The sequence below is a fragment of the Azohydromonas australica DSM 1124 genome (assembly GCF_000430725.1).
Taxonomy (GTDB): Bacteria; Pseudomonadota; Gammaproteobacteria; order Burkholderiales; family Burkholderiaceae_C; genus Azohydromonas; species Azohydromonas australica.
Genome location: NZ_AUMO01000044.1, coordinates 78,343 through 101,063 on the forward strand (window position 1 = coordinate 78,343; position 22,721 = coordinate 101,063).

Annotated in this window: 19 protein-coding genes; 6 read left to right on the forward strand and 13 right to left on the reverse strand. The window is 71.3% G+C overall.

All coding sequences use genetic code 11. The annotated features are described in order from the left end of the window. Nucleotides 1-21: 21 nt before the first annotated feature. From H537_RS48990 to H537_RS0107745, 8 genes are all read right to left on the reverse strand, one after another. Nucleotides 22-717, reverse strand: a complete 696-nt coding sequence (locus H537_RS48990; protein ID WP_051242130.1) for a transglycosylase SLT domain-containing protein — start codon at nt 715-717, stop codon at nt 22-24. Between the two features lie 699 nt (nt 718-1,416). Continuing rightward, nucleotides 1,417-2,781 (reverse strand): sigma-54-dependent transcriptional regulator, encoded by a 1,365-nt coding sequence (locus H537_RS0107715; RefSeq protein ID WP_028997439.1) that lies wholly within the window; start codon nt 2,779-2,781, stop codon nt 1,417-1,419. Next, nucleotides 2,778-4,703: a sensor histidine kinase gene (locus H537_RS41770; RefSeq protein ID WP_051242132.1), complete on the reverse strand. Its 1,926-nt coding sequence runs from the start codon at nt 4,701-4,703 to the stop codon at nt 2,778-2,780. Before H537_RS41770 ends, H537_RS0107715 begins: the two co-directional genes overlap by 4 nt. 172 nt (nt 4,704-4,875) lie before the next feature. Next, nucleotides 4,876-5,610, reverse strand: a complete 735-nt coding sequence (locus H537_RS0107725; protein ID WP_028997440.1) for an amino acid ABC transporter ATP-binding protein — start codon at nt 5,608-5,610, stop codon at nt 4,876-4,878. 12 nt (nt 5,611-5,622) lie between these two features. Next, nucleotides 5,623-6,288, reverse strand: coding sequence for an amino acid ABC transporter permease (locus H537_RS0107730; RefSeq protein ID WP_028997441.1), 666 nt, complete (start codon nt 6,286-6,288; stop codon nt 5,623-5,625). Then, nucleotides 6,288-7,031: an amino acid ABC transporter permease gene (locus H537_RS0107735; protein ID WP_028997442.1), complete on the reverse strand. Its 744-nt coding sequence runs from the start codon at nt 7,029-7,031 to the stop codon at nt 6,288-6,290. The genes H537_RS0107730 and H537_RS0107735 overlap by 1 nt, the downstream gene beginning before the upstream one ends. A gap of 289 nt (nt 7,032-7,320) precedes the next feature. After that, nucleotides 7,321-8,391: an asparaginase gene (locus H537_RS0107740; RefSeq protein WP_028997443.1), complete on the reverse strand. Its 1,071-nt coding sequence runs from the start codon at nt 8,389-8,391 to the stop codon at nt 7,321-7,323. Nucleotides 8,392-8,529: 138 nt separating this feature from the next. Further along, nucleotides 8,530-9,435, reverse strand: coding sequence for a transporter substrate-binding domain-containing protein (locus H537_RS0107745; protein ID WP_051242133.1), 906 nt, complete (start codon nt 9,433-9,435; stop codon nt 8,530-8,532). A 291-nt stretch (nt 9,436-9,726) separates the two neighbouring features. On the opposite strand from H537_RS0107745, the gene H537_RS0107750 reads away from it, so the two are divergent. Next, the gene (locus H537_RS0107750; RefSeq protein ID WP_043458382.1) at nt 9,727-10,536 is read left to right on the forward strand and encodes a hypothetical protein; all 810 of its coding nucleotides are present in this window, start codon (nt 9,727-9,729) and stop codon (nt 10,534-10,536) included. A 179-nt stretch (nt 10,537-10,715) separates the two neighbouring features. Here H537_RS0107750 and H537_RS0107755 read toward each other — a convergent pair whose 3' ends face one another. Further along, on the reverse strand, nt 10,716-13,262 hold the full coding sequence (locus H537_RS0107755; protein ID WP_084150510.1) for a PAS domain S-box protein: 2,547 nt from the start codon (nt 13,260-13,262) through the stop codon (nt 10,716-10,718). Between the two features lie 253 nt (nt 13,263-13,515). Here H537_RS0107755 and H537_RS41775 point away from each other — a divergent pair, with 253 nt between their 5' ends. Continuing rightward, the gene (locus H537_RS41775) at nt 13,516-14,997 is read left to right on the forward strand and encodes a S8 family peptidase (protein WP_084150511.1); all 1,482 of its coding nucleotides are present in this window, start codon (nt 13,516-13,518) and stop codon (nt 14,995-14,997) included. 51 nt (nt 14,998-15,048) lie between these two features. Here H537_RS41775 and H537_RS0107765 read toward each other — a convergent pair whose 3' ends face one another. Next, a complete protein-coding gene (locus H537_RS0107765; RefSeq protein ID WP_028997447.1) occupies nt 15,049-15,825 on the reverse strand; it encodes an SDR family NAD(P)-dependent oxidoreductase in 777 nt (258 codons plus the stop codon). A gap of 171 nt (nt 15,826-15,996) precedes the next feature. On the opposite strand from H537_RS0107765, the gene H537_RS0107770 reads away from it, so the two are divergent. From H537_RS0107770 to H537_RS0107785, 4 genes are all read left to right on the forward strand, one after another. Continuing rightward, the gene (locus tag H537_RS0107770; protein WP_028997448.1) at nt 15,997-16,839 is read left to right on the forward strand and encodes an IclR family transcriptional regulator; all 843 of its coding nucleotides are present in this window, start codon (nt 15,997-15,999) and stop codon (nt 16,837-16,839) included. After that, entirely contained in the window at nt 16,824-17,831 is a 1,008-nt protein-coding gene (locus H537_RS0107775; RefSeq protein ID WP_156901525.1) for a 2-dehydro-3-deoxygalactonokinase, read from the forward strand. The genes H537_RS0107770 and H537_RS0107775 overlap by 16 nt, the downstream gene beginning before the upstream one ends. 16 nt (nt 17,832-17,847) lie before the next feature. After that, nucleotides 17,848-18,504: a 2-dehydro-3-deoxy-6-phosphogalactonate aldolase gene (locus H537_RS0107780; protein WP_028997450.1), complete on the forward strand. Its 657-nt coding sequence runs from the start codon at nt 17,848-17,850 to the stop codon at nt 18,502-18,504. Nucleotides 18,505-18,618: 114 nt separating this feature from the next. Next, nucleotides 18,619-19,581: a Bug family tripartite tricarboxylate transporter substrate binding protein gene (locus tag H537_RS0107785; protein WP_051242137.1), complete on the forward strand. Its 963-nt coding sequence runs from the start codon at nt 18,619-18,621 to the stop codon at nt 19,579-19,581. A gap of 126 nt (nt 19,582-19,707) precedes the next feature. Here the strand turns inward: H537_RS0107785 and H537_RS41780 are convergent, their stop codons facing one another. The 3 genes from H537_RS41780 to H537_RS0107800 all read right to left on the reverse strand — a co-directional run bounded on the left by H537_RS41780 (nt 19,708) and on the right by H537_RS0107800 (nt 22,712). After that, entirely contained in the window at nt 19,708-20,643 is a 936-nt protein-coding gene (locus H537_RS41780; protein ID WP_051242139.1) for an EF-hand domain-containing protein, read from the reverse strand. Nucleotides 20,644-20,770: 127 nt separating this feature from the next. Next, nucleotides 20,771-21,967 (reverse strand): ATP-binding protein, encoded by a 1,197-nt coding sequence (locus H537_RS56480; protein ID WP_028997452.1) that lies wholly within the window; start codon nt 21,965-21,967, stop codon nt 20,771-20,773. 28 nt (nt 21,968-21,995) lie between these two features. Continuing rightward, complete coding sequence (locus H537_RS0107800) at nt 21,996-22,712, reverse strand: response regulator (protein ID WP_211234979.1); 717 nt, start codon at nt 22,710-22,712, stop codon at nt 21,996-21,998. Nucleotides 22,713-22,721: the final 9 nt, after the last annotated feature.

A 22,721-nucleotide genomic window follows, 5' to 3' on the forward strand; every position in this document is an offset into this window, starting at 1 on the left:
CCCGGCCCGCGCCACCACCCATCAGGCGCTGCCGCCTTCTTCCTTGTCCGCCTCGTTGCGCACGCGCTCGAAGGCGTCGTGCTCCTCCATCACCTTCTCGATGTAGCGGGGAGCCCGGCCCGAGTACTTCTGCAGCCCGCGCTGCAAGCTGGACTCGGCGTCGATGTACTCGGCCAGGATGCGCGCACCGACGTCGATGTTGGTCTCGGGATGGAACAGCGAGGCCTGGGCGTAGGTCGCGCGCACTTCCTGGAGCTTGTCCATGTGGAAACGCGGTACGACCTGCATCAGGCCCTGCGCGCCGTAGCCGCTGGTGGCACGGGGATTGAACGTGGACTCGCGCGAGATGATGGCCAGCAGCAGCGAGGGCTGCAGCTGATAGCGCGCGCCGGCCGCGTAGGCGGCGTTGACGATGCGCGCGGCCAGGTCCCGCGTGGTCTTGTACTCGACGGCGATGAAGCGTGCGAGCGCACCTTTCTCCGCCTCGCTGCGCACTTCCGCCAGCCTGGCCGGCGTGAGCATGGGCGCCGGCTGCGCCATCGGCGCACCCGCGGCGGAGTCGGCCGGCAGCGGCACGACGGTCAGGGCCCGCATGCTTTGCAGGGCCTCCAGCAGCGTCTGCGCCTGGGCGACGGGGGTGCCGACGGTCAGCGCCAGGCAAGCCATGGCCGCCGAAAAGGCCGGACGTCGTCGGCGCGGTGTGGTGACACTGGTCATCACAAGCATTCCTTGTTGTGCGGCGCCACCTCCGCCGAGGCCGGCACGCGTGTCGTCCGGACACCGCACACCAACGGTCACCCGGTCAGTGAACAGACCGGAGACCGACGTTTGCAGGCCGGGCAGGCTGATCCCAACGCCCGCGGCCGCCCAAGGCGAGCCACGAAGCGCCGAACCACGACCCCACAAGAACGCGCAGCGGTTATCAGACCCGGTGAGACGGCGCCCGGCTCGTGGCCAGGGCCGCGGTGCGCTCCAAGCGCCGCCGCGTGCCGTCCTCGGGAAATGCGTTCACCGTGGGACACATCTCGCAGTCACAACCCCTGGGCTGACGGACCGTGAAATACGTCACGGCACCTGCAAGACGGGCGGAGTCTAAAAGGGGGAACCGAAATCCCACCAACGGGGGAGGAAATGTCCCCACGGTTACTTCAGGCCACGAAAAAGAATGCAACGTGGGTGCGGGCACGACGACTTTTTATGGACAGGCCGCGGCACCTGGTGTTGCACAGGACCGCTGCTGAATAACCCTTCAGCAGCAGCCAAACTTGCCTTATCAGTTGCACTTGCAACGATATGGACCGCAAGAAACTCGCATTCAATCGGGCGCCCACGCGCACCGTGAAGTAGCGCGGCCTGATGTGAGCGCCTGCTTGCGCCAGATGACCCACTTGACGAACACGGCAGGAGGACGGGCCTTTATTCGCCCTGCAAGCCGTATTTGCGAATCTTGTCGTTGAGCGTGGTCTTGGGTATGCGCAGCGCCTTGGCGCTGCGGGCGATGTTGCCGCCCTGGCGCTGCAATTCGGCGCGAATGAGGCTGCGCTCGTAGCCCTCCACGCTTTCCGCCAGCGACAGGCTGCCCTCTTCCGCCGCGGCGGGCGCGGGACCGGGCTCCGCCGCCGCGGCCTCCAGCCCCGGCACGTTGGCGCGCACGCCCAGCACCAGGCAGTCCGCCACGTTGCGCAGCTCGCGCACGTTGCCCGGCCAGTCGTGCGCCATCAGCTTGTGCATCTGTTGCGTGCCCACCTCGGGCTGCGGCCGGCCGTAGCGGCTCGCGGCCAGCAGCATGAAATGCTCCAGCAGCAGCGGAATGTCCTCGCGCCGCTCGCGCAGCGGTGGCAGCTCGATGGTCACGACGTTGAGCCGGTACACCAGGTCGGCGCGGAAGCTGCCCTGCTTCGCTCGCGCCAGCAGGTCGTCCTTGGTAGCGGCCACCACGCGCACGTCCACCGGCTGCGGCACGTTGGAGCCCAGCCGCTCCACCACGCGCTCCTGCAGCACGCGCAGCAGTTTCACTTGCACGCCCATGGGCATGCTTTCCAGCTCGTCCAGGAACAGCGTGCCGCGGTGCGCGTGCTCGATCTTGCCAACGCGGCGCCGCTGCGCGCCGGTGAAGGCGCCGGCCTCGTGGCCGAAAAGCTCGCTGTCGAGCAGGTTGTCCGGCAGGCCGCCGCAGTTCAGCGCCACGAAGGGCGCGCCGCGCCGCTGCGACAGCTCGTGCAGTGCCTGCGCAACCACTTCCTTGCCGGTGCCGGTCTCGCCGTGGATGAGCACGTCCACCGGCGAGTCCGCAACGTCCATCACCAGGCGGCGCACGCGCTCGATCTGCGGCGAGCGGCCCACGATCTTGCCCTCCACCCCGCCGCGCTCGCGCAGCGCTCGCCGCAGCGACGCCACCTCCAGCGTCAGCGCCCGCTTCTCCAGCGCGCGGCGCACCACCTCCACCAGCTGCTCGGGCGAGAAGGGTTTCGTGATGAAGTCGTAGGCGCCGCTGCGCATGGCCTCCACCGCCAGGCTCACGTCGCCGTGGCCGGTGATCATGATGGCCGGCAGGTCGGGGTCGAGCTCGCGGCATCGGCGGATGACCGACATGCCATCGGCGCGCGGCAGCCGCATGTCCGTGACCACCACGCCGGGGAAGCCGGCGTCGAGCCTGGGCAGGGCCTCTTCCGCGGAGCCCACGGCCTGCACCTCCAGGCCCGCGAGCTGCAGGGCCTGCACGCAGGCGATCTGCATGTGGAGGTCGTCTTCGACCAGCAGGACGGTCAGTTCAGCGCTCATGGTTCGTCATTGTCCGGCGCCGCCGGCAGCCGCAGCGTCAGCCGCGCGCCGCCCTCGGGGCGGTTGGCGGCTTCCAGCTCGCCGTGGAAGTCGCGCGCGATGTCGCGCGAGATCACCAGTCCCAGGCCCAGGCCGGCGCCCACGGGCTTGGTGGTGAAGAAAGGTTCGAAGACGCGGTCCAGCGCCTGCGTGGAGAAGCCGCTGCCGCTGTCCAGCACGTCGATGCGCACGTTTGCGCGCTCACCCTGCGCGCCCGGCTCCAGCACCGCCCCCAGCGTCAGCGACTTGTGCGGCGCGTCCTTCATCGCGTCCAGCGCGTTGGCGACGAGGTTGATCAGCACCTGCTCCAGTCGGTTCTGGTCGCACCAGGCGAAGACCTGGCCCGGCTCGCAGCCGTTGTGCAGCACCACGCCCTCCTTGGCGATGCGCTGCTGGAACAGGAACAGCGCGTTGCCCACGGCCACCGCCACGTCGCAGCGCACCGGCAGCGCGGGCGACTTGCGGGCGAAGGCCTTGAGCGGCTGGATGATCCCGCCCATCTGGTCCGACAGCCGCGCCACCATGTCCAGGTTGCCCGCCACCGCCTGCAGGTTGCCGCGGCGCAGGAACTCCGCGGCGTTGCCGGAGAGCGTGCGGATCGCGCCCAGCGGCTGCGTCAGCTCGTGGGTGATGCCCGCGGCCAGCTGCCCCACCACGGCCAGCTTGGCGGCCTGGATCAGCTCGTCCTGCGCCGCGCGCAGCGTCTGCTCGGCCTGCACGCGCTCGGCCACCTCGCGGCGCAGCCGGGCGTTGGTGTCGGAAAGCACGCGCGTGCGCCGCGCCACCTTCTGCTCCAGGTTGGCGTTGGCCTGCTCCAGCAGCCGCTGCGCCTCCAGGCGCTGGCGCACGTTGCTGCGGCGCTGGCCCAGGAACAGCGACAGCAGCACCAGGAAGCCGGCCACCAGCGACGACAGGATGGCGTGCTCCAGCGCCTGATTGCGCGCCTCGCGCAGGTCCAGGAAGGTCAGCAGCCGCCAGTTCATGCCGTCGATGCTGCGGCCGATGAGCAGCATCTCGCGGCGCAGCAGCAACTCGCGCGGCGAGGCGCCGCCGCGCACGGTACCGTCGATCACCTGCCCGTCCTCGTCGAAGCGCAGCTGCACCGGCAGCGGAAAGGGATGGATGGGCTGCTCGTTGTAGAGGCGGCCGAGCTGCGCGTCCACGCGCTGCTCCACCGGCTGATCCACCAGCGCGGTGTAGAGCCACGCGGGCTCGGAGGACAGGATGACGACCTGGTTCGCGTCGGCCAGCAGCGCCGGCCCGTCGAGCATGGACCAGGCCTGGTCCACCGCCTGCAGGCCGATCTTGATCACCGCCACGCCCACCACGCGCGCGCCGTCGCGGATGGGATGCGAGACGAAGTAGCCCGGCTCGCCGTGCCGGATGCCGATGGCGAAATGCCGCCCCACGCGGCCCGACAGCGCTTCCAGGAAATAGGGGCGGAAGGAGAGGTCCTCGCCCACGAGGCTGTCGTCGCCCTCGCCGGCGTTGCTGGAGGCCAGCACCGTGCCGCGCTCGTCCAGCACGAACAGCGAGATGCTGCCCAGGTGCGCGTTGAGCCGGCGCAGCCAGGCATTGGCCGTGTCCACGCGCTGCGGCGACGCGGGCTCGCGCAGCAGCGCAAGGATGTAGGGGTTGAGCTGCACCGTGGCGGGGATGTGCTCCAGCCGCTTGACGACGCCCTCCACCGCCATGGCGAAGAGGTCCAGGCGATGGCTGGCCTCGGTGCGCAGCTCCGCGGTGGCGTGCTGGCGGCTCACGGTGTAGCCCAGCCAGCCGCTGCCGGCCACCACCGCCAGCGCCAGCGCCACCTGCGCCAGGCGGTGGCGCAGGGGCCGGCGCGCTTCGGGCTTGGTCGTGGCGGGCTCGGCAGGAGCAGACATGCCTGGGGCTGGGAAGGCTGCGGAGGAAGTCTGCGAAGTGTCCGTCATGCCGAACCCATGCGCCTGCAGGCCGCCTGTCCGGCTCCTGCCCGCCGTGGCGTCAGCCTCCCCTCGCCCGCCGGCGCGTGAAGGGCAAGGCGGAGGGTTGCGCCCTCAAGCACGCCGCTGCCGCTCAGTGCTGCAGGATCTTGGACAGGAATTCCTTGGCCCGCGGCGAGCGCGCGTCGGGGTTGCCGAAGAACTCCTGCTTGGTGCAGTCCTCGATGATCTTGCCCTGGTCCATGAAGATCACGCGGTGGCTGACCTTGCGCGCGAAGCCCATCTCGTGCGTCACGCACATCATGGTCATGCCCTCGTGGGCAAGCTGCACCATCACGTCCAGCACCTCGCCCACCATCTCCGGGTCCAGCGCCGAGGTGGGCTCGTCGAAGAGCATCACGATCGGGTCCATCGACAGCGCGCGCGCGATGGCCACGCGCTGCTGCTGGCCGCCGGAGAGCTGGCCCGGGAACTTGTCCTTGTGGGCGCTCAGGCCCACGCGGTCGAGCATCTTCAGGCCGCGCTTGAGCGCGTCGTCCTTGTTGCGGCCCAGCACCTTGATCTGCGCCAGCGTGAGGTTCTCCGTCACCGACAGGTGCGGGAACAGCTCGAAGTGCTGGAACACCATGCCCACGTGGCTGCGCAGCTTGGGCAGGTTGGTCTTGGGGTCGGCGATGCTCACGCCGTTGACGACGATGTCGCCCTTCTGGAAGGGCTCCAGCGCGTTGACGGTCTTGATGAGGGTGGACTTGCCCGAGCCCGAGGGGCCGCAGACCACCACCACCTCACCCTTCTCGATGTGGGTGGAGCAGTCGGTGAGCACCTGGAAGCTGCCGTACCACTTGCTGACGTTGCTGATCTTGATCATGGCGATGCTCACTCAACGGATGATGGCGATGCGGGCCTGCAGGCGCTTGACCAGCATCGACAGGCTGAAGCTGATGACGAAGTAGACGGCCGCGGCGAAGAGGTAAGTCTCGATCGGCCGGTTGAAGTTCTTGCCCGCGACCTCGAAGCCCTTGAGCAGGTCGTAGGCGCCGATGGCATACACCAGGCTGGTGTCCTGGAACAGCACGATGGTCTGCGTCAGCAGCACCGGCAGCATGTTGCGGAAGGCCTGCGGCAGCACCACCAGCTGCATGCTCTGGCGGTAGGTCATGCCCATGGCCTGGCTGGCGTAGACCTGCCCGCGCGGCACGCTCTGGATGCCTGCGCGCATGATCTCCGAGTAGTACGCCGCCTCGAACAGCGTGAAGGTGACGATGGCCGACACCTCCGCGCCCAGGCTGCGGCCCAGCAGCATGGGCACCAGCAGGAAGAACCACAGGATCACCATCACCAGCGGCACGCTGCGCATGGTGTTGACGTAGGCCGCGGCCGGCACGGCCAGCCACGGCTTGCCCGACAGCCGCATCAGCGCCAGCAGCGTGCCCAGCGCGATGCCGCCCAGCATCGCCACCAGCGTGAGCTGCAGCGAGAAGGCAAAGCCGCGCGAGACGTAGTCCACCAGCACGGAGCCGGTGAGGAAGGAGAAGTCAAGGTTCATTACTTTGCGCTCCCAGTGGCCAGGCCCGGCACGCGCATCGAGCGCTCGATCAAGCCGGCGACGCGGTTGATCACCAGCGCCGACAGGAAGTACAGGCCCGTGACGGCGAGGTAGATCTCCACGCCGCGCGAGGTCTCCTCCTGCGCCTGCATCGCGAACATGGTCAGCTCGGCCACCGACACGGCAAAGGCCACGGCCGAGTTCTTGATGATGTTCATGCTCTCGCTGGTCAGCGGCGGGATGACGATGCGCAGCGCCATGGGCAGCAGCACGTGGCGGTAGGTCTGCGGCAGCGTCAGGCCCATGGCCAGGCCGGCCATGCGCTGCCCGCGCGGCAGGGCCTGGATGCCGGCCTTGACCTGCTCCGACACGCGCGCCGAGGTGAAGAAGCCCAGCGCGAACACCACCAGCACCAGGCTGGGGAGCTGCTGCAGCACGGGGAAGACCTGCGGCAGCACGTGGTACCAGATGAAGATCTGCACCAGCAGCGGGATGTTGCGGAACACCTCCGTCCACGCGTTGCCGAACCAGCGCCACGGCGCCGAGGGCAGCGTGCGCAGGATGCCGATGAGGATGCCCGTTGCGAGCGCCACCATCAGCGCCAGCACCGACACCGACAGCGTCCAGCCCCAGGCCGACAGCAGCCAGTCCAGGTACGTGACGTCGCCGTTCTGGCCGAAGCAGCTCGTGCCGGCCTCCTCACCCAATGTGCTCTTGCAGAAAACCTGCCAGTCCCAAGTCATCGCTGACTCCTCGATGAAGGCTCACGCGGGGCGTGAGAGATGTTGTTGTTGGCCGCAGGCTCAAGCGGCCCGCCTACCACTTCGTCATTCCCGCGAAGGCGGGAATCCAGGCGGCCCCCAAGTGAGCCGCCAGAGGCCTGGTCGGCACGCCGCGGCTTCAAGCCCGGCTCGCTGCACCCTTGCTTCGCTCCAGCGTGGGGCCGCCCGGATCCCCGCCTGCGCGGGGATGACGAAGCAGGAGGCGAAACGCTCCGGCTAGCGGGATGCGCCAGGCTTCCTTGGAACCAGTTCAGTACTCCATGAAGAACCGCTGCACCTCGCGCGCGTCGGTCGTGCGCGTGAGCGCCAGCGCGGCCAGGATGCGGGCCTTCTGCGGGTTCAGGTCATGCGCCACGACCCAGTCGTACTGGTCGTCGGGCTGCTCGGCGTTGCGCAGCACGAAGCCGCCGCCGGTCACGCGCGCGGAGCGCACGATCTGCACGCCCTTCGAACGCAGCTCGCGCAGCGCGGGCACCACTTGCGCCGAGACGGAGCCGTTGCCCGTGCCGGCATGGATGATGGCCTTGGCGCCGCTGGCGGCCAGCGCCTTGTAGGCCACGTCCGTGACGTTGCCGCTGCCGTAGGCGATGCCCACCGGAGGCAGCGACTTGATGGCCTCGATGTTGAACTCCGAGTTGACCGTGTGGCGCTTGACCGGGGCGCGGAACCAGTAGGTCTTGCCCTCCACCACCATGCCCAGCGAGCCCCAGGGGCTCTTGAAGGCATCGGGGCGGATGTTGATGGCCTTGGTGACGTCGCGGCCCGAGAAGATCTCGTCGTTCATCACCACCAGCACGCCCTTGCCGCGCGAGGCGCGGTCCGAGGCGGTGGCCACCGCGTTGTAGAGGTTCAGCGCGCCGTCGGCCGACAGCGCCGTGCCCGGGCGCATGGAGCCCACCACCACCACCGGCTTGTCGGTGGGCACCACCAGGTTCAGGAAGAAAGCGGTCTCTTCCAGCGTGTCGGTGCCGTGCGTGATGACGATGCCGTCCACGTCGTCCTGCTTGGCCAGCGCCGCGACGCGGCGGCCCAGCGTCACCAGGTGCTCGTCGGTGAAGCTCTCGGAGGCGATCTGGAAGACCTGCTCGCCGCGCAGGTCGGCCAGCTTGCTCATCTCCGGCACGCTGGCCAGGAGCTTGTCCACGGGCACCTTGGCCGCCTGGTAGGTGGCGCTGTTGGCGGCGTCGGCACCGGCGCCGGCAATGGTGCCGCCGGTGGCCAGGACCACGACGTGCGACTTGGTCTGCGCGTGCACGGAGGCGGCCAGCGCCAGGCCGACCAGCGTGGCGGCCAGGGAGCGGGTGAAGGTCTTCGTCAGCATGGGAGAACTTCCTGTGGTGATCGGGAACGGGAGGTGGCCGCCCCGCGCCCTCGTGCGGCGAGGGGCGGCCAGTGCTTGCGCCACGGCGGCTGGCCGGGGCGCGATGCGCGAAAAGGATCGGAGATCGGGCGCCGGCGCTTATCCGGGCGGCCGGTCATTGGGGTTGCGGTAGAGCTCCAGCAGCGCCTCGGAGGGCGGCCAGTTCAGGTTGAGGCCCTTGGGCGGGATGGGCCGCTGGAACCAGCGGGTGTGGATCTGGCGCGCCTCGCCGGAGCGCATCAGCCGCTCCAGGCCGCGGTCCACGACCTGCTTGAAGGCGGTGTCGCCCTTGCGCAGCATGCAGCCGTACACCTCCGACGCCAGCGGCGTGCCCACGACGATCCAGTCCTCGGGCTTCTTCGCCTTGGCGCGCTCGCCGTAGAGCAGCGCGTCGTCGTGCATCACGGCCTGGGCCTCGCCGCTCTCCAGCAGCTTGAAGGCGGCGCCCTGCTCCCGTGCCAGCAGGATCTTCAGCCGCCGGCCCTGGTTCTCGTTGTAGGTGCGCAGCACGCGCTCGGACGTGGTGCCGGCGGTGACGGCCACGGCGCGGCCGGCGAGGTCGGCGAAGTCGCGGATGCCCGAATCCTTGTGCACCAGCAGCCGCAGCCCGACCACGAAGATGGAGTTGGAGAAGCTCACCAGCCGCTCGCGCTCCAGGGTGTGCGAGGTCACGGCGCACTCCAGGTCCACGGTGCCGTTCTGCACCAGCGGGATGCGGTTCTGCGTGGTCACCGGCACCAGCCGGATGGTGAGCGCCGGCAGCTTCAGCTCGGCCTTGATGCTCTCCAGCAGCCGCAGCATCAGCTCGTGCGAGTAGCCCACCACCTGCTTCTTGCCGTCGTAGTAGGAGAAGGGCGCGGCGTACTCGCGGTGGCCGAGGTTGATCGTGCCCGTCTGCGCGATGCGCTCCAGCGTCCCCATGTCCTGCGCGCGGGCGGCCGCGGCCAGCAGCAGGGCCAGCAGCGGCAGCAGCGGCAGCAGCCAGGGACGCGGACGGAAGAACATGGTCGAGGCTCCTTGCGGACGGACAGTGCGGCGATCCGCACGATGTGCCGTCTTGTCGCAGGGAGCGTGCCAGTGCGCCGCCATGCCGGCCGGCGCGTCCAAGTGCTTGATCCACAACAAAAGCCGCAGTTGCCGGCGCCCGCAAACGGACGGAAATCCGACCCTTGCCCGCCGTCCGTCGCATCAAAGAGACGGATTTCCGTCCCTAGCCGGACTCGGGGGTGGCGCACCGTCCACCGGGGTGCCACAAGTGCTCCGCCCCGGCAGGGGACTCGCTTAGGAGGAACGGAAATGAAATATCAGATTCTTGCGACCACGTTCGTTGCTTCTGCCCTGGTGGGCTGTGGCGGCGGTGGCGATGACACGGTATCAGGCGAAACCGCACTCTCGGCGGCGTCCAGCGAAACCGCCGCCGCCCTGCCTGCTCCGGCGGACGGCATTTCGGCCAGCCGGTTCAACCATCGCAGCATTGCCAACGGCAGTTTCGAGACCGGCGACACCACGGGCTGGAAGGCGAATATCGACCAGGGTTACTCTGGAATCTTCATTCCCCACGAACGGCCCGCGGGTACCGTGAGCGTGGTGGATTCCTTCAATTTCGGTGGAACCAAGCTGGCTTACGACGGCCGGTATTTTCTGAAGGCCTGCACTGGAAACGAATGGTTCGACGGTCAGGGCACCTACAACATCACGGCCAGCCAGACCGTGCTGCTGCACAAGGGTGATACCGTCACTGGCGCCTCGTCTTATTACAACGGCGACTTCGCGGCCCAGGACACGGTCTGGGTCAAGATTTTCGACAAATCCGGCAATCTGAAAGCCACGCCGTGGATCGATTTTTCCGGCAATGGCGCGCCGGGTGACAACAATTCGGTGCCCTACAACCACACCAGCGACTGGACGACCTGGGATTGGACTGCGCCGAAAACGGGCATCTACACCGTGAAACTCGGCGCCACGACCTTTGGCGACAACCGCTTCGCCACATGCGGTTTTCACGACGCCATCACCGTCGTGCTGAACGGCAAGGGCAAGCCGGCGGCTGCCGCCGCCCGCTGGCCCAACGGCATTCCGGCCCACGTGCCGGTGTTCGTGCACTGAGCGCGGAGCACGACTTCGGGCTTCGCAGCGAATCCACTCCAGTCATGAACTGACCCGTTCGCCCTGAGACATCGAAGGGCGAACCCGACAGGCTGCGATGGCTTACCCCGGCGAGGGCCGTTCACCCCTCAACACCTCGGGGTGACCGCAATACCTTGACCAACCGGCGCGAGCCGGGCTCAAGGCCCTGCGGTCTCCTCCTCCGCCACCTGCAGCGTCACTGTCACGCCGAAGGTGCTGCCCCGCCCCGGCGCGCTGTCCAGGCGCAGCTCGCCACCCATCATGGCCACCAGGCGGCGCACGATGGACAGGCCCAGCCCCGTGCCGCCGAAGCGCCGCGTGGTCGAGCTGTCGGCCTGGGTGAAGGGCTCGAAGATGCGCGCCTGCTTGCCAGCCTCGATGCCGATGCCGGTGTCCACCACCTCCATGCACAGCCTCGCGCGTCCGGGCTCTCGTGCCAGCTCGCGCACCCGCAGTGTCACGCTGCCCTCGGCCGTGAACTTCACGGCGTTGCCCAGCAGGTTGATCAGCACCTGCTTGAGCCGCAGCGGGTCGCCCAGCAGCTGAGGCGGCAGCGCCGCGTCGGCATCGAGCCGCAGCGCCAGCCCCTTGGCCTGCGCCTGGGGCCGCACCAGCGCGCAGGCCGCCTCCAGCAGCAGCGGCAGCTCGAAGGGCACCTGCTCCAGCCGCATCTCGCCGGCCTCGATGCGGGAGAGGTCCAGCACGTCGTTGATCAGCGCCAGCAGCTGCTCGCCGCCCTGCTCGATGTGGCGCACGAAGCCCAGCGCCCGCTCCGGCAGCTCCATGCGCGCCAGCAGGTGGCTCAACCCGATGACGGCATTGAGCGGCGTGCGGAACTCGTGGCTCATGTGCGCCAGGAAGGTGCTCTTGGCCCGGTTGGCCGCCTCGGCCTGCGCGGTGCGCTGGCGCAGCGCCTCCTCCAGCCGCTTGCGCTCGCTGAGGTCCGTGATCACGCCCAGGAAGCCCGTGGGCGTGCCCAGTTCGTCGCGCAGCACGCTGATGCTCAGCAGCGCCGGGAAGCTGCTGCCGTCGGCGCGCACGCAGCGCCACTCGCCCCCGGGCAGCGCGGGCCAGCGCCGCGCGTGCGGCTGCGAGTACGGCCACAGCGCGCGGCGCAACTCCGGCGGCAGGCCGTGGATGCGCCGGCGCAGCGTGCGGCGGTCGATGAAGTCCAGCGCCGACCGCCCCGCGGCCTGCGGCGCGGGCAGCCGCAGCAGGCTTTCGGCGGCGGGGTTCAGCGTGGTGATGTGCCCCGCCAGGTCGGTGGCGACGATGGCGCTGGCGGCGCTGTTGAGCACCGCGCGCAGCTCCCCGGTGCGCTGCTGCACGCGGCGCTCCAGCACCTCGCGCGCGCTGCGCTGCGCGTGCACGTCGGTGGCGGAGCCGAACCAGCGCACGGGGCCGCCGTCGCCGGCGTCGATCAGCTGCGTGCGAACGAGGTGCCAGCGGTACTGCCCGTCGTGGCGGCGGATGCGGTGCTCGTGCACCACCGGCTCGCGCCGGTCCAGCGCGCGGCGCCAGCGCGCGCGGGTCTCGGCCAGGTCGTCCGGGTGGATCACGGCCAGCCAGCCGCCGCCGTAGGCGTCCTCCGGCAGCAGGCCCGTGTACTCGGTCCAGCGGTGGTTGAACCAGTCCACGTGCCCTTCGGCATCGTTGCTCCACAGCAGGTCGGGCACCAGGTCCACGATGGCCCGGAAGCGCCGCTCGCTCTCGCGCAGCGCGAGCTCGGTCTCGCGGCGCGCGCTGAGGTCCACCGTCACGGCCAGCAGGTGCGGCTCGCCGCCATCGGGCGCGTCCAGCCGCGTGATGCTGCTCTGCGCGGGCACCGCGCCGCCGTCGGGACGCAGGTAGCGCTTGTCCAGCGTGGCGAATCCCTCGGACCCCAGCACCCGGCCCACCGCCGCGAGCGTGAGGGCCACGTCGTCCGGATGAGTGAGATCCAGCACGTTGAGCCCGCACAGCTCCTCGATGCGGCGGCCCACCAGCCGCGCCAGCTCGGCGTTCGCGCGCAGCACGCGACCGTCCACGGCGATCTCCGACAGCCCCACCGGCGCGCGCTCGAAAATCCGCGCCAGCCGCGCCTCGCTGGCGCGCAGCGCCGCCTGCGCCTGCTCGGCGGCCAGCGTCAAGGCGCGCAGCCGGTCCAGCATTTCGCGCTGCTGCGCTGGCAGCCTGGCCGTGGCCGGCGCGTCGCCTTGCTGCATCAGCCCCGTGAAGTCCTCGACGCGATGGATGACGAACGCCACCCCGCCGTCGGCAGCGCGCACCGGCGAGTTGACCGGGCTCCACCAGCGCTCCTCGAAGCCTGCGCCCAGCGCCGCGGGGCGGCGGATGGGGTAGCGCTGCAGCGGCATCACGTCCGCCTCGCCCGTGGCCACCACCCGCTGCAGCGAGGCGCGCAGGTTGTGCACGCCGTTGGCCTGCGCGTCCCGCGGGTCGTCGGGGAACATCTCGAACAGCCCCGCGCCCACCAGCGCCTCGCGCTGCGTCATGGTGGCGCGCAGGTAGGCGTCGTTGACCGCCACGATGCGGAACTCCGGCGGACGCAGCACCAGCAGCGGCGTGGGCACGGCCTCGAACAGGGCCTGGAAGTCCGGCGGGACCTCGGCCCCGGGGACGGGCTCAGGCGACGGTGCGCCGGCGGCAGGCGCGCACGGGCTCGGGGTCGTAGGTGGCTGCGGCGCCGGTCGCTCAGTGGGGAACATCAGACTGAAAACTGCGGGTGGCGGGTGGCCCGGGACCTCGGCTTCGTCGCCCCACGGCGTGCAAGCCGCATGCCCCGGGTCGCTGCAACGGATCAAGCAACACTGTAGCGGCGGTCCACCACGCGGCCTGCGCTGCGTCAAATCCGGCACGCATCGCGGGAAGACGGTGCGGCCCCCTCCAGGACAATGAAGGGCTGCGCACACGCAGCCAGCCCGCCACGGGCCACGACCAAGAATTCACCGAGGGATCCCCATGAAGCTTGTTTCTCCCATCCGCCGTGCCGGACGCCCGGGGCTGCGCTCCGTCCGGGCCCCGCTGTCGGCGGCCGTCCTGGCCTCGACGCTGCTGGGTCTGCACACGGCGCCGGCCTCGGCGGTCGAGCGGGCGCAGCCCAGCGCCGCAGCGGCCGCGGCGCCGCTGGAGTACAGCGACCGGCTGATCGTCCGGTACCGCAGCGCGGCCGAGGCCGACGTCCCGTCCGCCGGCCTACAGCTGCGTGCACATGCCGCTGCGCAGCCCTTCGGCACGCACATGAAGCACCTGCGCCGCCTGGGCACCGGCGCCCACGTGTTCCAGCTCGACCGGCCGATGCCGCAGGACAAGCTGCAGCAGATGGCCCGCGCGCTGCAGAACGGCGACGCCGACGTGGAGTACGCCGAGCCCGACCTGCGCATGCGGCCGCAGTTCGTGCCCAACGACGCGAAGTACGCCAAGCAGTGGAACCTGTTCGAGCCCACCACCGGGCTGAACCTGCCCACGGCCTGGGAAAAGTCCACCGGCGCCGGCGTGGTGGTGGCGGTGGTGGACACCGGCGTGCGCCCGCACGTGGACCTTCAGGCCAACCTGCTTCCCGGCTACGACTTCGTCACGGACCGCAGTACGGCCAACGACGGCAACGCGCGCGACGCCGACGCCTCCGACCCGGGCGACTGGACCGTCGCCGACGAGTGCGGCGAGGGTTGGCCGGGGGAGTCCAGCAGCTGGCACGGCACGCACGTGGCCGGCATCGCTGCCGCGGTTGCGAACAACGGCATCGGCGTGGCGGGCGTGGCCCACGGTGCCAAGCTGCTGCCGGTGCGCGCGATGGGGCGCTGCGGCGGCTACACCTCCGACATCGCCGACGGGATGATCTGGGCCGCGGGCGGCAAGGTCTCGCGCGTGCCGGCCAACAAGACTCCGGCCAGGGTGATCAACCTTTCGCTGGGCGGCGCGTCCAGAACGTGCAGCACCACCTACAGCGAGGCCATCAAGGCGGTGCGCCAGCGCGGCGCGGTGGTGGTGGTGGCCGCCGGCAACGAGAACATGAGCGTCGCCAGGAGCACGCCCGCCAACTGTGCCGACGTGGTCGTGGTCACGGCTGTCAAACGCAACGGCCACCGGGCCTCCTACGCCAATTACGGCACCGCGGTGGACCTGGCGGCACCAGGCGGCGACACGGGCGCAGGAATCCTCTCCACGCTCAACAGCGGGACGCGCAAGCCGGCCAAGGACACCTACGCCGGGTACAGCGGCACGTCCATGGCCACCCCGCACGTGGCCGGCGTGGCGGCGCTGATGCTCTCGGTCAACCCGAAGCTCACACCCACCCAGGTCGAGACGCTGCTCAAGGCTTCGGTGCGCCCCTTCCCCGGCAACTGCACCGGCTGCGGCAAGGGCATGCTGGACGCCAACATGGCGGTGGACGCGGCCATCACGGCCCGCTCGCTGACGGTGCAGGGCGCGCCCGGACCCTGAGGCCCGGGCGGTGCGGGTCTCCGGGCCCGCGCCACCCCATGCAGCGCAGGCTCAGGGCATGAACTGCCCGCCGTTGATGTCCAGCACCTGCCCCGTGATGTAGCCGCTGGCGGCGTGCGAGGCGAAGAACAGGAAGGCCGGGGCCGCCTCCTGCGGCCGGCCCAATCGCCCCATCGGGATGCCGCGCGCGATGGCCGCCTTCGTCTCGGCCGACTTGTCGGCATGGAAGGCAGTGTCGAAGGTGCCCGGCGAGAGGGTGTTGAAACGGATGCCGTCGGCGCTGTGGTACGCCACCCAGTTCTTCTGGATGTTGTGCAGCCAGGCCTTGGCCGCGCCGTAGAGCCCCGCGCCCGGCCCGCCGCCCACGTGCGCCGCCACCGAGCCGACCAGGATCACCGCGCTGCTCTCCCCGCTGGCCTGCGCCGACGCCTTCAGGTGCGGCAGCGCGAAGCGCGTGGTCATCAGCGCCGAGCGCGCGTTGAGGTCGTGCACGGCGTCGAAGAAGTCGTCGTCGATCTCCGGCAGCGGCTTGCGCGCCACCAGCCCGCCGGCGTTGTTCACCAGCACGTCGATGCCGCCGAAACGTTCCACGAAGGCCTCCACCACGCCGCGGCAGGCCTCGGTGCCTGAAAGATCGCCCGGCAGGAACATCCCTTCGCCACCGTGGGCGCCCAGCTCGTCCAGCCGGGCCTGCAGGTCCGCCGGGGCGCTGCGGCCGTTGAATCCCACCCGCGCCCCGCAGCGCGCGAAAGCCTGCACCGCAGCCCAGCCGATGCCCTGCGTCGCGCCGGTGACCAGCACCCGCTTGCCCTTCAAGTCGTCGTACATCAAAGCTTCTCCTTGCATCGCGTGGCAACCGGATCATCGATTCAGATACCGGTTTCATCGTGGCGGCACATGCTAGAAACGGCTTAGCGGCGGCGTCAAGGCTCTCAATATCTGGGATACATGCCCGATATTTGACTCAATTCAAGACCCAGTCATACGATGACATCCACCATGCACCACCTCATCACCTCGTCCCTCGAGCCTTCCACCGGAGCCGCCGCGAGCGCGGCGCCGGGCGAGGCACGCGGCACGGCCGGCGGCACGCAGACGCTGCTGCGCGGGCTGGCGGTGCTGGAGTGCGTGGCCGAGGGCGTGAGCGACGTGCGCGGCATCGCGGCGCGGCTGGGCACGCCGCGCAGCACCACGCACCGCCTGCTCGGCAGCCTGGTGGCACAGGGCTACCTGCACCACATCCCGTACCGCGGCTACCTGCTCGGCCCCAAGCTGCTGCTGCTGGGCCAGCGCGCGCTGGAGCAGCGTCCGCTGGCAGCGCTGGCGCGCTCGCACCTGGAGGCGCTGGCCCAGCAGACGGGCGACACCGTGCACCTGGGCGTCGTGGAAGGCGACGAGGTGCTCTACCTGGACAAGGTCTCCGGCACCAAGGGGCTGGAGATGCGCTCGCGCGTCGGCCAGCGCATGCCGCTGGCCTCCACCGGCGTGGGCAAGGCGCTGATGCTGGGCATGGACGAGGCGCGCTGGGAGACGCTGTACCGGCTGGCCGAGGTGCAGCGCTCGGGCCAGCCGGACAAGCCGCCCATGCGTCCCTGGGCCGGGTACCTGGACGAGATGCGGCGCTACCGCGCGCAGGGCGTGGTGCTGGACCTGGAAGAGAACGAGCTGGGCATCCGCTGCGTGGGCGCGCCGGTGCGCGACATCGGCGGGCGCGTGGTGGCCGGCCTGAGCGTGGCCAGCGCCCTGCCCTGGATGCCCGAGGAACGCATGGCGCGGCTGGCACCGGTGGTGCGGCAGCGCGCGGAAAGCCTGTCGAAGGAGCTGGGATGGATACCCGCATGAACGAGGCCGGCAGCCCGGCCGCCGCCGCCCTGGTGGCGCTGGACTGGGGCACCTCCAGCCTGCGCGCCTTCCTGATGGATGCCGGCGGCGCGGTGCTGGCCGAGCGCGCCGGCACGCACGGCATCCGGCACCTGCCGCAGCCCGGCCCCGCCGGCTTCAGGCAGGCGCTGGCAGCCATCGCGGGCGACTGGCTCGACGCCGGCCCCGGCTTGCCGCTGGTGGCCTGCGGCATGGTCGGCAGCGCACAGGGCTGGCGCGAGGCGCCCTACGTGGGCTGCCCGGCCGACGTTGCCACGCTGGCCGCGCACGCCGCGCGCGTGGACGACGCGGCGCAACGCCCGCTGTGGATCGCGCCCGGGCTGCTGTACGAGCCCCCCGGCGCGGCGCCGGACGTGATGCGCGGCGAGGAAGTGCAGATCGCCGGCGCGCTGGCGCTGCAGCCGGCGCTGGCGCGGCGCGCCTGCATCGTGCTGCCGGGCACGCACAGCAAGTGGGCCTGGATCGAACATGGCCGGGTCACGGCCTTCCGCACCTACATGACGGGCGAGGTCTACGCCGTGCTGCGCGGGCACTCGCTACTGGGCCAGCTGATGGCCGCGCCAGCGCAGCCCGAGGCCGTGGCGGCGGACGCCGAAGCCGCCTTCGACGCCGGCCTGGAGGCAGCACGCGCCAGCCGCCCCGGCGACCTGACGCACCAGCTCTTCGCCACGCGCACGCTGGGGCTCACCGGGCGGGTGCCCGCGCACGCGCTGGCCGACTACCTCTCGGGGTTGCTGATCGGCCACGAGATCGTGTCGGCGCTGGCGCAGGGCGACCCGGCCGCCCAGGAGGACGCGCCGCTGCTGCTGGTCGGCGAAGCCGGGCTGACGCGCCGCTACGCGCAAGCGCTGCAGCGCCTGGGCCGCGCGCCGGCGGCCGAGCTCGGCAACACCGCGCCGCAGGGGCTGTGGCGCTTCGCCGCGGCCGCCGGGCTGATCCATACCGCCACCTGAGCAAGGAGAACTTTTCATGAACACCGAGGACGCCGGTACGCTGCCGGCACGCCTGGACGCCGCCCTGCGCGCGCTGCCGCTGGTGGCGATCCTGCGCGGGCTGCGCCCCGACGAGGCCGCCGGCGTGGGCGCCGCGCTGTTCGACGCCGGGTTCCGGCTGATCGAGGTGCCGCTGAACTCGCCGCGGCCCTTCGAGAGCATCGAGACCCTGCGCCGCGGCCTGCCGCAGGAGGCGCTGGTGGGCGCGGGCACGGTGCTTCGCGCGGAGCAGGTCGCGCGGCTGGCCGGCATCGGCGCCGAGCTGGTGGTGATGCCGCATGCCGACGCCGCGGTGATCCGAGCCGCCAAGGCGCAGGGACGGCTGTGCATCCCCGGCGTCGCCACGCCCACGGAGGCCTTCGCCGCGCTGGAGGCCGGGGCGGACGCGCTGAAGCTGTTCCCCGCCGAGCTGCTCACGCCGCCCGTGCTCAAGGCCATGCGCGCGGTGCTGCCGCCAGGCACGCGGATGCTGCCCGTGGGCGGCATCGCGCCCGAGTCCATGCGTACCTACGTCGCCGCCGGAGCGGCGGGCTTCGGCCTGGGATCGGCGCTGTATGCGCCGGGCATGCCGGTGGACGAGGTGGCGCGGCGCGCGCGCGAGTTCGCCGCCGCCTGGGCCGCGCTGCGCGGCTGAGCCTCCACAGACCCACCCGCCCGCCAGGCCGGCAGCAGACCGGCCGGGGGCCGTGCTTTCCCAACCCGGCGCGCAAGGCGCCGCACCACCAAGAGCGAGCAAAAGGAGAGAGACATGACCCTGGACCGCAGAACCCTGCTGGTGGCCGGCCTGGGCGCGCTGGCGCTGGGCCCCGCGCCGGCGCTGGCGCAGGACTACCCGGCACGGCCCGTCGAGCTGATCGTCCCTTTCCCGGCCGGCGGCGGGACGGACGCGGTGGCGCGGGCCTTCGCGGACTCGTTGCGCAAGCACCTTCCACAGTCGGTGGTGGTGGCCAACAAGACCGGCGCCGGCGGCGCCATCGGCCTGACCGAAGTGATGTCCGCCCGCCCCGACGGCTACAAGCTGGGCGTCGGCACGGTGGAGATGACGATGCTGCCGCACCTGGGCACGGCGCGCTTCACGGCCGAGGACTTCGTGCCCATCGCGCTGCTCAACGCCGAGCCCAGCGCCATCACCGTGCATGCCCAGGCGCCCTGGCGCACGGTGGAGGAGTTCCTGGCCCATGCCAGGGCCTACCCGGACAAGGTGCGCGTGGGCAACTCCGGCGTGGGCGCGATCTGGCACCTGGCGGCGGAGCAGCTGGGCCACAAGAGCGGCGTGAAGTTCTCGCACGTGCCCTACGCTGGCGCCAACCCGGCCATCAACGACCTGATGGGCGGCCACATCGAGGCCGTCTCGGTCAGCCCGGCCGAGGTGGCGCAGCACGTGGCCGGCGGCAAGCTGCGGCTGCTGGCCGTGATGGCCGACCAGCGCGCGAAGCGCTTCCCCGACGTGCCCACGCTCAAGGAGAAGGGCATCGACGTGAGCGTGAGCACCTGGCGCGGCATCGTGGCGCCGAAGCGCACGCCGCAACCCGTGGTGGACACGCTGCGCAGCGCCGCCCGCAAGGCCGCGGACGAGCCGGATTTCCGCGACGCGCTGGCGCGGCTGGACCTGACCCACGCCTGGGCTGACGCGCCGGCGTTCCAGAAGGTGATCGAGCGCGACAACGCCTTCTTCAAGGGCCTGATGGGCGAGCTCGGCATCGCCAGGTGAGCCGGCGTCGGCGCGTGCGGCGCGCCGGAGAAAAAGCCTGCGGGCGCGGTTCGTTGAAGAACGAGCGGCGGGTCAGGAGGGGATGACTTGCGCGTCGCACCGCCGCCCGCGGGCGCAAACCTGGGCTCAGGCGCGGAGGTTCAGCTGCGAGCCGGTCGAGGCCTGGCTGCCGAACTGGGCGCTGACGGCGGCGTACTGCTGCACCATCAGCTGCGCCAGCTTGGCGGCCTGCGCCTGCAGCGCGCCGTCCTGCGCCGAGCCGGAGGACGAGGCCTCGGAACCGGCCGCGGAGGACGAGGACGCCCCGGCCACCGTCTCCAGCGCCTGGCTCAGCGCGTCCTGCATCGCCGACGCCTCGGTGGCGTCGATGCTGTCGTCGCCGTTGGCGTCGGCCGCCTCCAGCAGCTTCTGCATCGCCCCCTTGAGCTCGCCCACCGCGCGCTCCTGCGCCGACACCACGCCGTCCTCGTTGGTGTCCAGCGGGTCGTAGGTGGTGCTGGACGAGCTCTCGGTGCTGTCACCGCCGCCCGGGCCGCCGGGACCGCCCATGCCACCCATGGCCTGGCCGCCCTGCGGACGGCCGGCGGCGAACTCCTCGGCGCTGAGCGAGCCGTCCTCGTCGGTGTCCAGGCGCTCCATCGCGCCGTCGTCCTCGATGCCCATCTTCTCCTGCAGGGCAGCCAGCTCGTCGCTGTCGATCGAGCCGTCGCCGTTGCCGTCCACCTTGGAGAACAGGTCGTCCTCGCCGCCGCGCTGCTGCGCGAACTCCACCGTGGAGCCGGGTTTGGGCATGAGCGCCTTCATGGCCGTGTCCAGCTCGGTGGCGTCCAGGCTGCCGCTGCCGTCGCCGTCGAGCGCGCTGAAGTCCACCGAGCTGTCGTTCGCGGCGGACGCGCTGGCGCCGGGGCGGTGCGACACCAGCTCCTGCAGCTCGCTGGCGTCCACGCCGCCGCTGCCGTCGGCATCGGCCCGCTTGAAAAGCGCCTCCTTCGAGGGCGGTTGGGGACGCTGCAGGGCGGAAAAACCGCCGCCGCCGCTGCCGATCGATCCGATGCTGCTCATGGGATGTCCTTTCCAGTGGGGAGTCGCAGCGATTCTGGAAATCCCAGGTATGTGGGGTATTGCCCGGGTGTGTCGGCGTTGACACATGGCCCGGCGTGGATGGCCGGAGCCCGACCGCCCTTCCTGCTCAAGCCAGCGGCAGCCGCACCAGCGCGCGCAGCCCGCCGCCCTCGCGGTTGTGCAGGCTCAGCGTGCCGCCCTGGCGCCGCACCAGGTCGTGCGCGATGTGCAGGCCCAGCCCCAGGCCGGCGCGGTGGCGGCCCCGCGGGTCGTCGGCCAGCTGCACGAAGGGGTCCAGCGCCGCCTGCAGCTGCGCCTGCGGGATGCCCGGGCCGTCGTCGTCCACGCTGATGCTCACCGCGTCGCCCTCGCGGCGCAGCGCCAGCCAGGCCTGCGTGCCGTGGCGCAGCGCGTTGTCCAGCAGGTTGTTGAGCACGCGGCGCAGCGCCACGGGCTGCACGCGCGCGGTCGCGGCCTCGCCCTCGCAGTGCACGGCCTCGCCCTGCTCCGCGCGGTCGTCGGCCAGGGCCTGCACCAGCGCCAGCAGGTCCGTGGGGCGCGCGGGCTCCAGCGCCTGCTCGCTGCGCACCAGCTCCAGCGCCGACTCCACCAGCGCGTCCATCTCGCGCAGGTCGGCGATGCAGCGCTGCGCCAGCGCCGCGTCCTCCAGCCGCTCCAGGCGCAGCCGCAGGCGCGTCAGCGGCGTGCGCAGGTCGTGCGAGACGGCGGCCATCAGCAGCGAGCGGGCGCGGAACTGCTGCTGCAGCTGCGCCGCCATGGTGTTGAACACGCGCGCGGCCTCGCGCACCTCCTGCGTGCCGCCCGCCTCGTCCAGCCGCGGCGGCGCCGCGTCCGAGCGCAGCGCGGGGCCGAGCTGCTGCGCCGCGCCGGCCAGGCGGCGCATTGGCGCCGTCACCCAGCGCGCGCCCCACCAGGCGGCCAGCGCGATGACCAGCAGCCGCACGCCGTAGTCCAGCGCCAGGTCCGCCGGCGGCAGCCCGCCGCGGCGCGGCCACGCACCGGGCGGCGCGGACTCGGGGCCCCCTGCCGGCGCCGGCCCCATCGCGTCAGGGCCAGGACCGGGTCCGGGTGGCCGCAACGCCCCCGGCCCGGGCGATGGCGGAGGGACATGCGGCGCCGTCCCCGGCACGCCGGGCGTGGGCGGCAGCGACGGGAAGGTGGGCAGCGGCATGTCCGCCGGCCGCATGGGCAGCGCGCCGCGCAGCATCACCACCGAGTAGGCGGCCAGGTGGCTAAGCACCAGGGCGGCCCACATCAGCAGGAAAAAACGCTTGAACAGCGAGTCACGCAGCAGCCGCTTCATGGCCGCTCCCCGGCACCCGCACCCGCGCTCACGGGCCCACCCGAACGTCGAGCTGGTAACCCTCGCCGCGCACGGTGCGGATGAGCTGGGGGTCACGCGGCGAGTCGCCGAGCTTCTGGCGCAGGCGCGAGACGCCCAGGTCGATGCTGCGCTCGTTGACCTCCACGCCCGGCACGCGCGTGAGCTCCACCAGCCGCTCGCGCGCCAGCACCCGGCCCGCGTGCTCGACGAAGGCCGACAGCAGCCTGAACTCCGCCGCCGACAGCGACACCACCACGCCCTGCGGCGACAGCAGCTCGCGACGCAGCCGGTCGAAGCGCCAGCCCTCGAACTGCAGCTGCGCCGGCGCCTCGGCCGCGGGCGCGGCGCCGGCCCCCGCGCCGCGCCGGTTCCGCCGCAGCACGGCATGGATGCGCGCCACCAGCTCGCGCGGCTCGAAGGGCTTGCCGATGTAGTCGTCCGCGCCCAGCTCCAGGCCCAGCACGCGGCTGACCGGGTCGCCCTGGGCCGTGAGCATGATCACCGGCAGCGCCAGCTGCTGGACCACCTGGCGGCACAGCTCCAGGCCGTCCTCGCCGGGCAGCATCACGTCCAGCAGCAGCAGGTCGAAGCTTCCCTCGGCCAGCGCGCGGCGCATGGCCTCGCCATCGGGCACCGTGCGCACCGCCATGCCGTAGCGCTCCAGGTAGCCCTGCACCGCGTGGCGGATCTCGGCGTCGTCATCGACCAACAGGCAGCGGATCACGGCTTCCAA

Bases quoted from the DNA above. Each gene is read 5' to 3' on its own strand.
- H537_RS48990 (WP_051242130.1), bottom strand. From the start codon at position 717: ATGACCAGTGTCACCACACCGCGCCGACGACGTCCGGCCTTTTCGGCG.
- H537_RS0107715 (WP_028997439.1), bottom strand. From the start codon at position 2,781: ATGAGCGCTGAACTGACCGTCCTGCTGGTCGAAGACGACCTCCACATG.
- H537_RS41770 (WP_051242132.1), bottom strand. From the start codon at position 4,703: ATGTCTGCTCCTGCCGAGCCCGCCACGACCAAGCCCGAAGCGCGCCGG.
- H537_RS0107725 (WP_028997440.1), bottom strand. From the start codon at position 5,610: ATGATCAAGATCAGCAACGTCAGCAAGTGGTACGGCAGCTTCCAGGTG.
- H537_RS0107730 (WP_028997441.1), bottom strand. From the start codon at position 6,288: ATGAACCTTGACTTCTCCTTCCTCACCGGCTCCGTGCTGGTGGACTAC.
- H537_RS0107735 (WP_028997442.1), bottom strand. From the start codon at position 7,031: ATGACTTGGGACTGGCAGGTTTTCTGCAAGAGCACATTGGGTGAGGAG.
- H537_RS0107740 (WP_028997443.1), bottom strand. From the start codon at position 8,391: ATGCTGACGAAGACCTTCACCCGCTCCCTGGCCGCCACGCTGGTCGGC.
- H537_RS0107745 (WP_051242133.1), bottom strand. From the start codon at position 9,435: ATGTTCTTCCGTCCGCGTCCCTGGCTGCTGCCGCTGCTGCCGCTGCTG.
- H537_RS0107750 (WP_043458382.1), top strand. From the start codon at position 9,727: ATGAAATATCAGATTCTTGCGACCACGTTCGTTGCTTCTGCCCTGGTG.
- H537_RS0107755 (WP_084150510.1), bottom strand. From the start codon at position 13,262: ATGTTCCCCACTGAGCGACCGGCGCCGCAGCCACCTACGACCCCGAGC.
- H537_RS41775 (WP_084150511.1), top strand. From the start codon at position 13,516: ATGAAGCTTGTTTCTCCCATCCGCCGTGCCGGACGCCCGGGGCTGCGC.
- H537_RS0107765 (WP_028997447.1), bottom strand. From the start codon at position 15,825: ATGTACGACGACTTGAAGGGCAAGCGGGTGCTGGTCACCGGCGCGACG.
- H537_RS0107770 (WP_028997448.1), top strand. From the start codon at position 15,997: ATGCACCACCTCATCACCTCGTCCCTCGAGCCTTCCACCGGAGCCGCC.
- H537_RS0107775 (WP_156901525.1), top strand. From the start codon at position 16,824: ATGGATACCCGCATGAACGAGGCCGGCAGCCCGGCCGCCGCCGCCCTG.
- H537_RS0107780 (WP_028997450.1), top strand. From the start codon at position 17,848: ATGAACACCGAGGACGCCGGTACGCTGCCGGCACGCCTGGACGCCGCC.
- H537_RS0107785 (WP_051242137.1), top strand. From the start codon at position 18,619: ATGACCCTGGACCGCAGAACCCTGCTGGTGGCCGGCCTGGGCGCGCTG.
- H537_RS41780 (WP_051242139.1), bottom strand. From the start codon at position 20,643: ATGAGCAGCATCGGATCGATCGGCAGCGGCGGCGGCGGTTTTTCCGCC.
- H537_RS56480 (WP_028997452.1), bottom strand. From the start codon at position 21,967: ATGAAGCGGCTGCTGCGTGACTCGCTGTTCAAGCGTTTTTTCCTGCTG.